The organism is Vreelandella sp. H-I2 (genome assembly GCF_052959335.1).
In genome coordinates this window covers 162,377-175,657 of sequence record NZ_JBRAMC010000002.1, presented here as the reverse complement: position 1 = coordinate 175,657, position 13,281 = coordinate 162,377, and the positions used below count along the sequence as shown (strand labels likewise).

Sequence of the window (13,281 nt, the reverse complement as noted above, 5' to 3'; positions counted from 1 at the left end):
GATTATGTCATCCCCCTCGTTACCCTCTAAAGATAAGGTAACTCCTTGGTACAAGCAGTTTTGGCCGTGGTTTTTAATCGGCCTACTATTTTCTTCGATTATTGTCAGCACTGGCTTTGCCGTTATGTCGATCAAAAGCTACGACGGTATGGTTGTTCAGGAAGATTATTACGAGCATGGTAAAGCCATCAATATGGTACTTGCCAAACAAGAGCAGGCACGCGCACTGAACTTAACTGCCGATCTTCGTATCGATCCGCTGACCAGCGATATTGTGGTTGATTTGAGCGGTGATGCGCGCCCGGAAATGCTCTATTTAGATCTTATCTTCCCTACCGAAGATAACCGTGACCAATCATTCATACTTGAGCATGTGCGTGACGGCCGCTATATCACCCAGGGACCCGACAATCTACGCTATCGCTGGTATCTGCAGATACAGCCTGCGCTGGAAGATGCCGACTGGCGGCTTACCGGGGAGGCCACGTTTCCCAATGAGAATAGCGTCGCGCTACTGCCGGGAGGGCGCAAAGAAAGCGAATGAACAACGCCGTGCCTGCCTCTGACTGCTATCACTGTGGTAATCCAGTACCCACTGCTGCACCCTGGACTATTACCCTAGATGAACATACCCACCCGCTTTGCTGCCCCGGCTGCGAGGCGGTGGCCCATGCCATCGTCGACGGCGGGCTGGAGAGTTACTACCGCTACCGCACCGAACTTCCCGAACGGCCGGATGAACGCCAAGCCGCCAAAGCGGATACTTGGTCAGTATTTGACGACCCCGGCCTGCAGGCGCAATTTGTTCACCCCGATGGCGATGAAGGCAACGTAAAAGCGACCCTTGCCATTGAAGGCATCACCTGTGCCGCCTGTGCGTGGCTGATCGAACACCGCCTGAATGCCCTACCCGGGGTTACTTCCAGCGCGGTGAATTTAACTCATCATCGCCTGCGCGTGAGCTGGAATCCGCAGCAGTTAAAACTCTCTCAACTGTTGGCCGAACTGGCGGCCATTGGGTATGACGCCCAGCCTTACGAACCTGATCAAGCCCAGGCGCGCATGCAGTATGAAGAACGTATGAACGTTCGTCGTTTGATTATTGCTGCGGTCGGGATGATGCAAGTGATGATGTTTTCGATCCCTATTTATGTTTCCGGCCCCGGTGAAATGAGCGATGACTTCTATGCGCTATTTCACTGGCTATCCTTCGCCCTGGCCACGCCCGTGGTATTTTTCTCAGCACAACCATTCTTTCGTAACGCGCTACGCGATCTCCGCACCGGTGTATTAGGTATGGACGTACCGGTCTCGCTGGCTATTGGGGGGGCATATCTCGCCAGTAGCTATGCAGTGCTATTTGATGTTGGTGAGGTCTATTTTGACTCCGTCGCCATGTTCACCTTCTTTTTGCTGTTCGGGCGCTACGTGGAAGGCCGCGCCAGACGACGCAGCGGGCATAGCGGCAATGCGCTCAGTGGCGTGCTGCCGATCTCGGCCACACGACTGGAAGACGACGGCAGCGAGCGCATTCTGCCTGCCAGCGAACTCGCCCCAGCTGATCGCGTATTGATCAAGCCCGGCCACGGCGTGCCTGCCGATGGCGTAATTGAAGAAGGCGAATCAAGCCTGGATGAATCAATGCTTACCGGCGAATATCTACCGGTGACCCGCCGAGTGGGTGATCGTATTATCGGCGGCAGCCAAAACATGGAAAACCCCCTGGTGATTAGGGTTACCCACGCCGGAAAAGACGCTCAAGTGGCTGGCATTGTTGACCTTACCGACCGTGCGTTTGCCAGCCGCCCGCGGCTGGCCCAGATGGCTGCGCGCATGGCCCACCTATTTGTCCTACGGCTGCTGGTGGTGACGGCCTGCGTCACTATCGCCTGGTGGTTTATCGACCCTTCGCGGATGCTTTGGGTGCTGCTTTCAGTGTTGGTCGTCACTTGCCCCTGCGCCCTGGCGTTGGCGACACCTGCGGCATTGACCGCGGGCCACGGCCAGTTGCGTAAACGCGGCGTCTTAATCACCCGCGCCGATGCCATGGAGACACTCTCCAACGTTACCCGGGTCATTTTCGATAAAACAGGCACTCTGACCCGCGGCGAAATGCACGTCACCCAGATCAAACCATTCGGTGAACTAACCGTTGAGCGTGCCCAAGCGATTGCCGCCGCCCTAGAGGCTCACTCGGAACATCCTATAGCCCGCGCTTTTCGCCCTTTCCGTGATGCGACGCTCCAGGCCAGGGATATTCACAGCTATACTGGGCAAGGGTTAGAAGGAACTTTAGAGGGCGTACGGTGGCGGCTGGGCAAACCCGAATTTGCGACCCATGAGCCTATCGCGGCACCTGCCAAGGGGCAGTGGCTGCTACTTAGCGAAGATGGCAAGCCCCGCGCCTGGTTTGGCCTGCATGACGGCATTAGAGATGATGCCGCCGCGACAGTTGACGCCCTACACGCCCAAGGGTTCAGCGTGGAGCTGCTTTCCGGCGATACGGAAGACGCCGTCGAAAGCCTGGCCAGCCAGCTTCATATTGCAACCTGGCATTCAGGCACCAGCCCGGAGGGTAAGTTAGCTCGGCTGAAAGAGCTTCAAGCTGCTGGCGAAACCGTACTCATGGTTGGTGATGGTATCAACGATGTGCCGGTCTTGGCCGGTGCCGATGTAGCGATTGCTATGAATGGCGCAACGGATTTGGCCCGTACTCGTGCCGATGCGATATTGCTTAGTCCGCGCCTGATGCGGATTTTTGAAGCTATCGAGATTTCCCGCGCTACCCGGCGTATCATGCGCCAAAATATGATCTGGTCTGTGTGCTATAACTTTTCGGCGCTACCGCTGGCAGCAATGGGGTTAGTGCCTCCCTGGCTAGCCGCCATTGGCATGTCGCTAAGTTCGCTCGTGGTGGTCGGTAATGCCCTGCGGCTATCACGCTGGCGCGCCCAACCCGCTACTTCGCTTAGCGCTACAAACCCGGTAACTGCATGACGATTCTGTATCTACTCATTCCGCTCTCACTGATTTTACTCGGCCTCGCCGTCTGGGCATTTTTCTGGGCGGTTAAAAATGATCAGTTCGACGACCTGGAAGGGCCCGCGCACCGTATTTTGTTTGATGAGGATGAGAACGACCTCAGCCCCGAACAGCGTCGCCAGCGGCAGCAAGCCAAGAACAAGCCTGTTGCACCTTCAGATACGCCCCCATCCGACGACCAAGAGCCACGGCCATGAACCCAACGGGCCTTGATCTGCCGCCGCTATTAGCGGCGTTTGTATTTGGTTTGATGGGCGGCGCTCACTGCATCGGCATGTGTGGCGGCATTATGAGCGCACTCACCTTCGCGGTGCCTCCCAGCATGCGTCATCCGGCACGGTTGGGTGGCCTGCTGCTCAGCTATAACGCCGGTCGTATCACTAGCTATATGAGCGCAGGTGCGCTGGTTGCGCTATTAGGTACACTGTTTTCTCTTTCAGCTACCGCTAGGTTGTTACTCCAGGTTTTTGCCGCGCTGATGCTCATCTTAATGGCGCTGTATATTGCCAACTGGTGGAAGGGGCTGCTCAAAATCGAAGCTGTTGGCCGCCGCCTATGGCGCCTTCTTGAGCCTATAGGGCGGCGTTTAATGCCCGTTGTACACCTTCCCCAAGCCTTCGCGCTGGGGGCAGTGTGGGGCTGGCTACCCTGCGGGCTGGTTTACTCCATGCTGGCCTGGAGTTTAGCGATTTCCGACCCATTGCAAGGGGCACTGCTAATGGGCGCCTTTGGGCTTGGTACATTACCCGCGTTATTAGCGACTGGACTTGCTGCGCGCCAGTTAAGCCATCTCATACGTCACCCAGCAACACGCAGCGTGGCCGCGTTAACCATTATCACCTTTGCGCTTTGGCAGCTTTGGACCCTCACAGTGCATAATCTCCACTAATATGATATGGCTCAACGTTTACTAAGCCTCTGCACGCTAGGCTGGCCTTAATTTTAAAATGCCATCCCTAACGCCGGAGCACACCTTCATGCCCGTTCATGCCTCTGCGGCTTTCTCTACTGCATCAGCCCCTAAGCAGATAGTGTGGGATGAGGCCCTGCTGCGCCGCTACGATACCAGCGGACCGCGCTACACCTCCTATCCAACTGCACTGTCGTTTCATGACCAATTTACCCCTAGTGATTTGACCCAGGCGCTAGAGCGCAGCAATACCAGCAAGCGTTCACTCTCGCTGTATGTGCACATCCCTTTCTGCCGAAAAATCTGCTTCTACTGCGCCTGTAATAAAATCGCCACCAAGAATACCGCTCTGGCTGAACCCTACTTAGCCCGACTCGACCGCGAAATGGTACTGACCGCCCGCCGCTTAGATACCACACGGGCGGTTGAGCAGTTACATTGGGGAGGTGGTACACCGACATTTCTCAGCTTGAATCAGATGGGCGATCTGATTGATCGCCTGGATGCCCGTTTTGGGCTTTCGTCCTCTCACGATCGCGATTATGCGATTGAAATAGATCCTCGCGAAGCGGATGTATTTACCTTAAGGCACCTCCAGTCGTTGGGATTTAACCGCATCAGCCTGGGCGTGCAGGACTTAAGCCCGCTGGTGCAGAAAGCCATTAATCGCATTCAGCCTCGGATACTCACCGAAACGCTGATGGATGAAGCGCATCGATTGGGTTTTAGGTCTTTGAATCTTGATTTGATTTATGGCCTGCCGTTTCAAACTGAAAAGAGCTTTGCTGACACCTTGCGCCAGGTAATTGAGCTGAACCCCGCACGGCTTTCTGTGTTTAATTACGCCCATATGCATGAGCGCTTTCCCCCTCAGCGGCGCATTAATGTCGATGACTTGCCAGGAGGCGAAGAGAAGCTGGCGATTCTTCGTACCACTATTGAAATGCTCACCGCGGCGGGTTATGTGCATATCGGTATGGATCACTTTGCCCGTACTGACGACAGCTTAGCCGTTGCCCAGCGTGAAGGCTCGCTACAGCGTAACTTTCAAGGCTACTCCAGCCACGCCCAGTGTGACTTAATTGGTCTTGGCGTTTCGGCGATTTCTCGCATTGATGATATCTATGCGCAAAATCCTAGTGATCTGACACGCTACGAAGCGTCGCTGGATCAGGGGCAGCTTGCCACGGTGCGTGGCATACGCTTAAGCGATGACGACCTGATCCGGCGGGACGTGATTGAGCGGCTGATGTGCGATATGCGTATTGATTTGGCCACGGTTAGTCAACGCTGGAACATTGATGCTCCGCGCTACTTTGCGCCAGCACTTGAACATCTGCGAAGCGCCGAGCAAGATGGTCTGCTAACGCGAAGCGGCGATCAACTAAGCGCTACCCCCATGGGCCGACTGCTCATTCGCCATATAGCGATGGCGTTTGATGCTCACCTGCCGCAGCAAACGGGCCAAGGCTACTCAAAGATTGTTTAATAATCTTTAAGCAGGCATGCCATAGCGACTATAATAAGTAAGGTTTTTCTAATCGATAAGCGGCACTCACTTAAGGAGCAACGCATGCTGGAATCCATGAGCCCCAGACGCTCGCTACTCCACGAAGCTCGCTGCCAAACCTGCAGTTTGAGTTCACTGTGCTTGCCGCTTGCCCTTGAACTGGACGACATGGGACAGTTCGATGCCATTATTCGCCGCCGTGCGCCGCTGAAAAAAGGCGCGCTACTGTTTCGCCAGGGAGATGCCTTTACCAGTGTTTATGCGGTACGTTCGGGCAGCCTTAAACAAGTCACATCAGAGGGGAACGGCAGCGAGCAACTGACCAATTTCTATCTACCTAGTGAATTGGTCGGGCTGGATGGGATTGATGAAGAGCACTATCCCGGGAGCGTAATCGCCCTGGAAACGACCACGGTTTGCGAAATCCCCTTTGACCGCCTGGATTTACTGTCAGAAGAGCTGCCCGAACTACGTGGCCAGTTGTATCGCAGCATGAGCAAAGAATTACGCGACGACCGGCGCATGATGCGCCTGTTATCACGTAAAACCGCCGACCAGCGGCTGGCAAGCTTTTTGATTACGCTTTCAGATCGTTTTCGTCGGCGGGGTTACTCGCCTTACAGCTTTCGACTTTCAATGCCCAGAGCTGATATCGGCAACTACCTCGGGCTGGCGGTGGAAACGGTCAGCCGCATCTTAAGCCGCCTTCAGCAGCAAAATGTAGTGGCGGTTTCGGGGCGAGAGGTTAATATCCTCGACATGCAGCGTTTGATAACTCTCACCGAAGAAGAACAGCAAACGGTTAGCTGACGTTAAACGCCTGGATTCGCCCGGCCAGTAACTCTGCCTGCTTGGCCTCTAAACCTGCAAAATCGAACAGATTGCGGTCTGCCAGTTGGGAAGGCGCGATATTAGTGACGGCTTTAAACATGCTTTCCAGGCGGCCGGGGAACTTTTTATCCCATTCAGCGAGCATCTCTTTTACCACTTGGCGCTGCATATTAGGCTGGGAACCACAAAGATTGCAGGGAATAATCGGGAATTCCATCAACCGAGAAAACTCGGCAATATCCGCCTCTTTACAATAAGCCAAAGGCCGAATGACGATATTCTTGCCATCATCGGAGAGCAGCTTGGGCGGCATCGCTTTCAGGTTGCCCCCAAAGAACATATTGAGAAACAGCGTTTCAAGAATATCTTCGCGATGGTGACCCAAAGCAATTTTATTGGCGCCTATCTCTTCTGCAAAGCCATACAGCGAGCCGCGCCGCAGGCGTGAACAGAGCGCACAGGTGGTTTTGCCTTCTGGGGTTTTCTCCTTTACAACCGAGTAGGTATCACGTTCGACAATATGATATTCAACGCCCTGCTTATCCAGGTAACTAGGCAGCACGTGCTCGGGAAATCCCGGCTGCTTTTGGTCTAAATTGACCGCCAGCAGTGAAAAGTTGATCGGTGCATTGCGCTGCAAGTTGCGCAAAATCTCCAGCATCGTGTAGCTATCTTTACCACCGGAGAGGCATACCATGACGCGATCGCCTTCATTGATCATTTGGTAATCAATAATCGCATTGCCCACTTCTCGGCGCAGACGCTTTTGCAACTTGTTAAATTCACGCTTCTGCTTGGCGTCAGCCAGCTCTGGCTGGCCTTGCGCCGGAGCAGCGGGGGCGGCTGCTAAAGTATCAAGGTGAGCAGGGTCAAAATGATTGAGAGATTGCATGGTATAGGCACTGCCGAGTGTGAAAGGCGCTAGAGCGGAAAAAGTAGGCGCTATTCTAACAACACTCAGCGCCCGACCCAACTTTCTGTCTCTAAGAATCCTCTGTCTCTAAGTGCCCTCTGTCTCTAAGCGGCCTCAGCCATCGTGCGCTGCAGCCGCATATAGAGTAGTGCGCTGGCTGTCGCCTCGCCTAACACACTCTGCATCCCCAAGGCGGGAACTTTCCAGCACGTCAGCGCCTGAGCAAAGCTGCTGGGCGCGTCAATCTCTGGATGCAAGCGACGCAGTCGGCGTTGATGCAGCTTCGCCACATCGATCTGGGCATTAGGTAGTGAAAAGCCCAACTGCTTACTCAGTAGCGCATTCAATGCGCTAATACGCTGCTCTAATTTCCAGCCGATAATCGGTCGATTGCCAATGAATTCCACTAACGCGCTTAAGTTATCCCTGTTAGGTGGCATTACTTCCCCAGCTTGGCATAGCAAGTGGTGACGGCGCAGCGTTGCACTCTCGGGCTGCCTCGCACAGCCTAAGGTGATTACAAAAGCGCGACTGGTACGCACTTGCTGTTGGCTCATCGCCACCGCCGCCAAGCTAATCACTGGTGAAGTGGGTGTAGGCATTGCAGTGCAGGCAAGCGCTACTAGCTCTTCACCCATATAGGGCTGAAACAGCCAGGCATAGGGAGAGTCCGCACAGCGTCGCCGGTCACTCTCACGACGCATTAGGGTACGCAGCGAGCCACTAAATAACGCCACGTGCCGATCTAACAGCCGCATTCCGCTCACGAATACTCCAAATGGTAACGATGCGAAAGCCGCTGTTTAAAGTCTTTGACAATATGCAGCGCCTCACGTAATAGGTCACGTTCGAGCGAAGAGAGGGTTTGCACCACGACACGATTGGTGCGATTCGTCTCTTGCGGCGTACTAGGCGTCTCCAGGGCGGCAAGCTGCTGCCTAAGACGTAGTTCGGTAAAGAGCGCCAACGCCTCACCCAGGTCCTCGGCAAAACGACGATCCAAACGGCCATCTGCAGCCAGAGCGTCAAGGCGGTCGAGGGTCGAGGTGGCTTTGATACGCCGCTCAAGCGCCATGGTGCGCACGCCATGCACGATGGGGAAAATACCGCCTTTCTTAATATCGATACCGTGTTGTGGCTTTTTCAGCGAGCCAAACAGGGTCAGCGGCGTCGAAAAACGCAGTGCTGTTCGGGCAAAATACGAGAGCAGTAGCTCATCGTGGGAGCAGCGTTCGAACAACTCATCACGGACACTTTCAAGCAAACGGGGGTTACCTGCTACGGCATGGGCATCAAGCATAATCGCCAGTTTCATCAGGCTGTCGCCATCACGCTCGCTGGCCCATTTGGCAATATTGCTCTTCCACTGCGATACCGTTGCCACCCACTCGGGGTTAGACACCATAATATTGCCGGGACACGGCGGATAACCAAGCTGTATCAGGGTATCAGTAAGGGTTTGCATGTAGCTTGCGATATCAGGCCACTGGGTTTCATCAGCGAGAATCAAGCCGTTATCTTGATCCGTTTTTAAAATCTGCTCGCCGCGGCCTTCGCTACCCATCACCATCATGCAGCTCTGCTCGCGGTAGCGTTCATCGATTGTGAATTCCCAGGCTTTACTCATGATGCGGCCGTTCAGTGCGGCGAGCAGATCCATCGCAAAGCGCAATTTAACGCCCTGGGCCATTAATGCTTTTACCAGCTCCGGCGTGCGCTGGCTGGCCGCTGACAACGCCTCTAAACTGCTCGCCTGCTCCACCTGCAAACTCACCACATAGCTGCGGCTCGAAAAGTAGCTAAGCACATCGGTAAGTTCTACAACGCCTTTTAAGTCGTTGCGCTCCATCACGACTACTCGTGTCACTTTATGCCGCGTCATCAGCACCAACACTTCAAACAAATATTGGTCTGGTGCAACGGTTACCAGATTAAAATGAGCGATTTTATCGAGCGATGCAGTTACCGGGCTGCCTTCCAACACCAGCGCATTGAGTAGATCGGTTTTGGTCACCATGCCCAGCGTGTCCTGGGTTTCTACCAGTAGGCTGTCGGCGTGACTATCATTCAGTTGCTTCACTGCGCTAGCAATATCACTGGAAGCGGCCATTAACAGTGGCTCGCGCATACACTCGCTCACCTTGGCCAACATAAAGCCCGCCATGGTAACGCCACCATCAGCACGTTTTTCGGTTAACAACCGCGCTTTATGCGTCAGTGATTGGCGAAAGAAATCACTAAAATCGGGATAATGGCTGCACAACTGCTGAAACAGCGCCTTAGGCATTAAGTAGCATAGGCACTCCTGCTCAGCCTTAAAACGATAGCGGCTTTTACCATTGAGGATACTGATCGCCCCAAACAGGTCCCCCGCCGTGTAATGCCCAATGCGTGAAGTAGACGAGGGTAGCGTAGGGTCGATTTCTGCTACTTCGCCTTTATGTAGTAGGTAAACATATTCGCCTGTTTGACCCGTCTCTAAAATCACTTCGTCACGATCAAAATAGGCAAGGTCAATGCTGCGGCGAATGTGCTCACGCCCTTCATCGTCAAGAAGCGTAAACGGCAGTTGGGATAAATCCACATCGACCATTGTGCATGACCTCATTTAACTAAAGGCGAACTTGCAAACATAAGAAAAAACAAATAAGCACCATGAAGCGATGTTACCCATTCCAAATGACGTTCTGCCATGCTTCAAAAAATGGATATCGATTATTATATGAAGATGGCTATACGGGTATAAAGGATTCACTTCCCAAGTGGCAAGTAGAACGTTGTTATACCTTTAGCTATCACGCTAAGGTCGAAGCGACGTTTGTTACACGACCAAAGTATTGTCACTTACTAACCAAGATTACCTCTAGATCGTTGTGTTTGTATTTAAAGTAGTCAATAAACGCTTTTATTTGCTTACTAGACTATCGTCCCATAGCCATTCAAACACCTGCAAACTTCGCTTAAACAGTGTTTAAAAACACCTATTTTCAACGACATGCATTCCTTGAAAAGCAATTCATCTGTTTATTGATACCAAAGTCTGGGATTTATTTTTTGACGTTTATTGCCCAGTATTAACAATGAGTCATGCAGGGTAATCGCACGTCACTAACTAACTCGAAATTTCATATCGAATAATAAGGTGATGTGTCTACAAACGTTGACTCACCACTCCTAACGATTGAGTGGCTTTCGACGTGCGATTGCCCTGATGGGTCACACGCTATTCCCCGTGAACTTTCCCAACCTTAAAAATCACAAGTGGAGAGCAACACAATGGCAGACGACAAAAGTAATGCTGCTGAATACTGGAAAGCCAACGTCCGCTTAATTTTCGGATGCCTAGCCGTTTGGGCCTTCGTTTCTTATGGATGCGCTATCCTCTTTCGCCCACTGCTCGCCGGGATTCCGGTCGGCGGAACTGACTTGGGCTTCTGGTTTGCACAACAGGGATCCATCTTAACGTTTATCGCGCTGATCTTCTTTTATTCCTGGAAGATGAATAAGCTCGATCAAAAATTTGGCCTTGGGGAGTAAACCGGTATGAGCCAGTTTGCAATTAACTTACTGTTCGTCGGCGCCTCCTTTGCCTTGTATATAGGTATTGCGATTTGGGCACGTGCCGGCTCGACGAAAGACTTCTATGTTGCCGGCGGGGGGGTCCATCCAATCACCAACGGGATGGCGACCGCAGCGGACTGGATGTCAGCGGCATCGTTTATTTCCATGGCGGGTTTGCTGGCCTCGGGTGGCTACGCTAACTCCACCTTCCTAATGGGCTGGACCGGTGGCTACGTTATCCTAGCAATGCTATTGGCCCCTTACCTACGTAAGTTTGGTAAGTTCACTGTACCCGATTTTATCGGTGACCGTTTCTACAGCAACACCGCTCGCCTAGTGGCGATCGTATGCTTGATTGTGGCGTCAGTTACTTACGTTATCGGCCAAATGACCGGTGCGGGCGTAGCCTTCTCACGCTTTCTTGAAGTCAGCAACACCTGGGGTATCTGGCTGGCAGCACTGATCGTTTTCCTCTACGCCGTATTTGGCGGCATGAAAGGCATCACCTACACCCAGGTAGCGCAGTACATCGTACTGATCATTGCTTATACCATTCCTGCGGTGTTTATTGCCTTTCAACTGACCGGCAACCCCATCCCGATGTTCGGCATGTTCAGTACGCACACCGAATCCGGCATGCCTTTACTGGCCAAGTTAAATGATGTGGTGAGCGCACTTGGCTTCAGGGACTACACCGCCGACGTGGACAACAAGCTGAATATGGTGCTGTTCACTCTATCGTTAATGGTCGGTACTGCCGGTCTACCCCACGTTATCATTCGCTTCTTCACCGTACCGAAAGTAGCGGATGCGCGCTGGTCTGCTGGCTGGGCACTGGTATTCATTGCACTGCTTTACCTCACCGCACCGGCGGTTGGTTCCATGGCACGCCTGAACTTGGCGACCACTGTGTATCCAGAGATGGCAGGGCAGGTTGAGAACTACGAAGAAGCGGCTCAAAACCCGATTCTGTACGAAGAGCGTCCAGATTGGGTTCGTACTTGGGAAGAGACCGGTCTTATCAACTTCACCGATCTCAACAATGACGGCCGTATTCAGATGTATAATGATGCTGCCGACTACTCTGATCGTGGCTGGGAAGGCAACGAGCTGACGGTTAATAACGATATTCTGGTACTCGCCAACCCCGAAATTGCCAACCTGCCCGGCTGGGTCATTGGCTTGATTGCCGCAGGTGGTATCGCGGCGGCCCTATCAACCGCAGCAGGCTTGCTACTGGCAATATCTTCAGCCATCAGCCACGATTTGATCAAAACAATGATCAACCCGAAAATCTCCGAAAAAGGCGAAATGTTGGCAGCGCGAATCTCCATGGGGGGTGCCATCCTGTTGGCCACCTACTTGGGGCTTAATCCGCCCGGGTTTGCCGCTCAAACGGTGGCACTCGCCTTCGGTATCGCTGGTGCCTCGCTGTTCCCGGCACTGATGATGGGCATTTTCTCCAAGCGGATGAATAATTCAGGCGCGGTTGCCGGCATGCTGGCAGGCTTGATTTGTACGCTGCTATACATCTTCACCTATCTGGGCTGGTTCTTCGTGCCGGGTACCAACATGCTGGCCAACACGCCGGACAACTGGTTCTTTGGTATCTCCCCGCTCTCCTTCGGTGCGGTAGGTGCGATGATCAACTTCGCCGTTGCCTTCACGGTTTCCAGCGTGACGAAAGCGCCGCCGCAAGAGATTCAGCTTCTAGTGGAAAGCGTTCGCTATCCGAAAGGTGCTGGTATGGCGATAGATCACTAAGTCATAATCCTTCCTGGCGACTTATCAGATGCTGTGATGTCGCTTTGGAATCGACCTCACCATCGGGCTTCCTTAGGGAGGCCCGATGGCTTTTATAGATGGCTTTTAGAAAGGATATTTTATGATTTGGCATTTGATCGCCGCCGTTTTTGCGGGCCTTGCGGCCGCGGGTATTGGCTTAATATTACGTACCCTGAGCGGCAAACGCTTGCCCAAGTGGATAGTGCCGGTGTGCGGTGGGTTGGGCATGCTGGGCTATCAAATACAGGTGGAGTACAGTTGGTTTGAGCATAAGCAGGCTCAGCTTCCTGATACTGCAACGGTGATTTCGACTGAAAGCAGTACCGCAGTATGGCGCCCATGGACCTTTGCCGTCCCCATGACGACCAAATTTAGCATGGTCGATAGCGAGAACATCCGTTTCACCGAGCAGGAGGGTAGTCGCCTGGCAGAGTTTATTCTCTATCAGTTTGAACGCCATCACACCGATATATTGCTAACCCAACCCTATCTACTCAACTGCAACAGTCGCGAGATCGTGCCGCTAGCGGAAGAAACCCGTGAACCAGCTTTAGATGAAATGCGTACGCTGCGTGAAACTTCTCCTCTACTGACCACGGTCTGCTCAAACCAGCAAGAAAACAGCTAGTATGATAAAAATCGCATGCGCACAATGCCCTGCATTTCGCCTAGAATGGAGTCTTTTAGTCGCAACGCAATTAGCTAAGCGAAATTTGCGTATGATTCTGG

At 53.0% G+C, this 13,281-nt stretch carries 12 protein-coding genes; 9 read left to right on the top strand and 3 right to left on the bottom strand.

Translation table 11 applies throughout. The features are described from left to right. Positions 1 to 4: 4 nt before the first annotated feature. The 6 genes from ACUVOF_RS05380 to fnr all read left to right on the top strand — a co-directional run bounded on the left by ACUVOF_RS05380 (position 5) and on the right by fnr (position 6,272). Entirely contained in the window at positions 5 to 544 is a 540-nt protein-coding gene (locus tag ACUVOF_RS05380; RefSeq protein WP_447043369.1) for a FixH family protein, read from the top strand. After that, a complete protein-coding gene (locus ACUVOF_RS05375) occupies positions 541 to 2,997 on the top strand; it encodes a heavy metal translocating P-type ATPase (RefSeq protein ID WP_447043368.1) in 2,457 nt (818 codons plus the stop codon). The genes ACUVOF_RS05380 and ACUVOF_RS05375 overlap by 4 nt, the downstream gene beginning before the upstream one ends. Then, on the top strand, positions 2,994 to 3,239 hold the full coding sequence (gene ccoS / locus ACUVOF_RS05370; RefSeq protein ID WP_447043367.1) for a cbb3-type cytochrome oxidase assembly protein CcoS: 246 nt from the start codon (positions 2,994 to 2,996) through the stop codon (positions 3,237 to 3,239). The genes ACUVOF_RS05375 and ccoS overlap by 4 nt, the downstream gene beginning before the upstream one ends. Continuing rightward, positions 3,236 to 3,931: a sulfite exporter TauE/SafE family protein gene (locus ACUVOF_RS05365; RefSeq protein ID WP_447043366.1), complete on the top strand. Its 696-nt coding sequence runs from the start codon at positions 3,236 to 3,238 to the stop codon at positions 3,929 to 3,931. The genes ccoS and ACUVOF_RS05365 overlap by 4 nt, the downstream gene beginning before the upstream one ends. An 88-nt stretch (positions 3,932 to 4,019) precedes the next feature. Then, positions 4,020 to 5,441, top strand: coding sequence for an oxygen-independent coproporphyrinogen III oxidase (hemN, locus tag ACUVOF_RS05360; protein ID WP_447043365.1), 1,422 nt, complete (start codon positions 4,020 to 4,022; stop codon positions 5,439 to 5,441). 84 nt (positions 5,442 to 5,525) lie between these two features. Next, positions 5,526 to 6,272 carry a fumarate/nitrate reduction transcriptional regulator Fnr gene (fnr, locus tag ACUVOF_RS05355; protein WP_447043364.1) on the top strand — a complete coding sequence of 249 codons (747 nt, stop codon included), beginning with the start codon at positions 5,526 to 5,528 and terminating at the stop codon, positions 6,270 to 6,272. Here the strand turns inward: fnr and ttcA are convergent. The 3 genes from ttcA to ACUVOF_RS05340 form a co-directional block, all read right to left on the bottom strand. Beyond that, on the bottom strand, positions 6,265 to 7,185 hold the full coding sequence (gene ttcA, locus ACUVOF_RS05350; protein WP_447043363.1) for a tRNA 2-thiocytidine(32) synthetase TtcA: 921 nt from the start codon (positions 7,183 to 7,185) through the stop codon (positions 6,265 to 6,267). The two genes, fnr and ttcA, sit on opposite strands and share 8 nt — an antisense overlap. A 125-nt stretch (positions 7,186 to 7,310) precedes the next feature. Continuing rightward, complete coding sequence (locus ACUVOF_RS05345) at positions 7,311 to 7,964, bottom strand: DNA polymerase III subunit epsilon (protein ID WP_447043786.1); 654 nt, start codon at positions 7,962 to 7,964, stop codon at positions 7,311 to 7,313. A gap of 5 nt (positions 7,965 to 7,969) precedes the next feature. Then, on the bottom strand, positions 7,970 to 9,799 hold the full coding sequence (locus tag ACUVOF_RS05340; RefSeq protein WP_447043362.1) for a DUF294 nucleotidyltransferase-like domain-containing protein: 1,830 nt from the start codon (positions 9,797 to 9,799) through the stop codon (positions 7,970 to 7,972). Between the two features lie 683 nt (positions 9,800 to 10,482). On the opposite strand from ACUVOF_RS05340, the gene ACUVOF_RS05335 reads away from it, so the two are divergent. The 3 genes from ACUVOF_RS05335 (at position 10,483) to ACUVOF_RS05325 (ending at position 13,180) form a co-directional block, all read left to right on the top strand. Further along, on the top strand, positions 10,483 to 10,743 hold the full coding sequence (locus ACUVOF_RS05335) for a DUF4212 domain-containing protein (RefSeq protein ID WP_113269034.1): 261 nt from the start codon (positions 10,483 to 10,485) through the stop codon (positions 10,741 to 10,743). A gap of 6 nt (positions 10,744 to 10,749) precedes the next feature. Then, positions 10,750 to 12,531, top strand: a complete 1,782-nt coding sequence (locus ACUVOF_RS05330; RefSeq protein ID WP_447043361.1) for a sodium:solute symporter family protein — start codon at positions 10,750 to 10,752, stop codon at positions 12,529 to 12,531. 121 nt (positions 12,532 to 12,652) lie between these two features. Then, on the top strand, positions 12,653 to 13,180 hold the full coding sequence (locus tag ACUVOF_RS05325; protein WP_447043360.1) for a hypothetical protein: 528 nt from the start codon (positions 12,653 to 12,655) through the stop codon (positions 13,178 to 13,180). Positions 13,181 to 13,281 lie beyond the last annotated feature (101 nt).

Bases quoted from the DNA above. Each gene is read 5' to 3' on its own strand.
- ACUVOF_RS05380 (WP_447043369.1), top strand. From the start codon at position 5: ATGTCATCCCCCTCGTTACCCTCTAAAGATAAGGTAACTCCTTGGTAC.
- ACUVOF_RS05375 (WP_447043368.1), top strand. From the start codon at position 541: ATGAACAACGCCGTGCCTGCCTCTGACTGCTATCACTGTGGTAATCCA.
- ccoS (WP_447043367.1), top strand. From the start codon at position 2,994: ATGACGATTCTGTATCTACTCATTCCGCTCTCACTGATTTTACTCGGC.
- ACUVOF_RS05365 (WP_447043366.1), top strand. From the start codon at position 3,236: ATGAACCCAACGGGCCTTGATCTGCCGCCGCTATTAGCGGCGTTTGTA.
- hemN (WP_447043365.1), top strand. From the start codon at position 4,020: ATGCCCGTTCATGCCTCTGCGGCTTTCTCTACTGCATCAGCCCCTAAG.
- fnr (WP_447043364.1), top strand. From the start codon at position 5,526: ATGCTGGAATCCATGAGCCCCAGACGCTCGCTACTCCACGAAGCTCGC.
- ttcA (WP_447043363.1), bottom strand. From the start codon at position 7,185: ATGCAATCTCTCAATCATTTTGACCCTGCTCACCTTGATACTTTAGCA.
- ACUVOF_RS05345 (WP_447043786.1), bottom strand. From the start codon at position 7,964: ATGCGGCTGTTAGATCGGCACGTGGCGTTATTTAGTGGCTCGCTGCGT.
- ACUVOF_RS05340 (WP_447043362.1), bottom strand. From the start codon at position 9,799: ATGGTCGATGTGGATTTATCCCAACTGCCGTTTACGCTTCTTGACGAT.
- ACUVOF_RS05335 (WP_113269034.1), top strand. From the start codon at position 10,483: ATGGCAGACGACAAAAGTAATGCTGCTGAATACTGGAAAGCCAACGTC.
- ACUVOF_RS05330 (WP_447043361.1), top strand. From the start codon at position 10,750: ATGAGCCAGTTTGCAATTAACTTACTGTTCGTCGGCGCCTCCTTTGCC.
- ACUVOF_RS05325 (WP_447043360.1), top strand. From the start codon at position 12,653: ATGATTTGGCATTTGATCGCCGCCGTTTTTGCGGGCCTTGCGGCCGCG.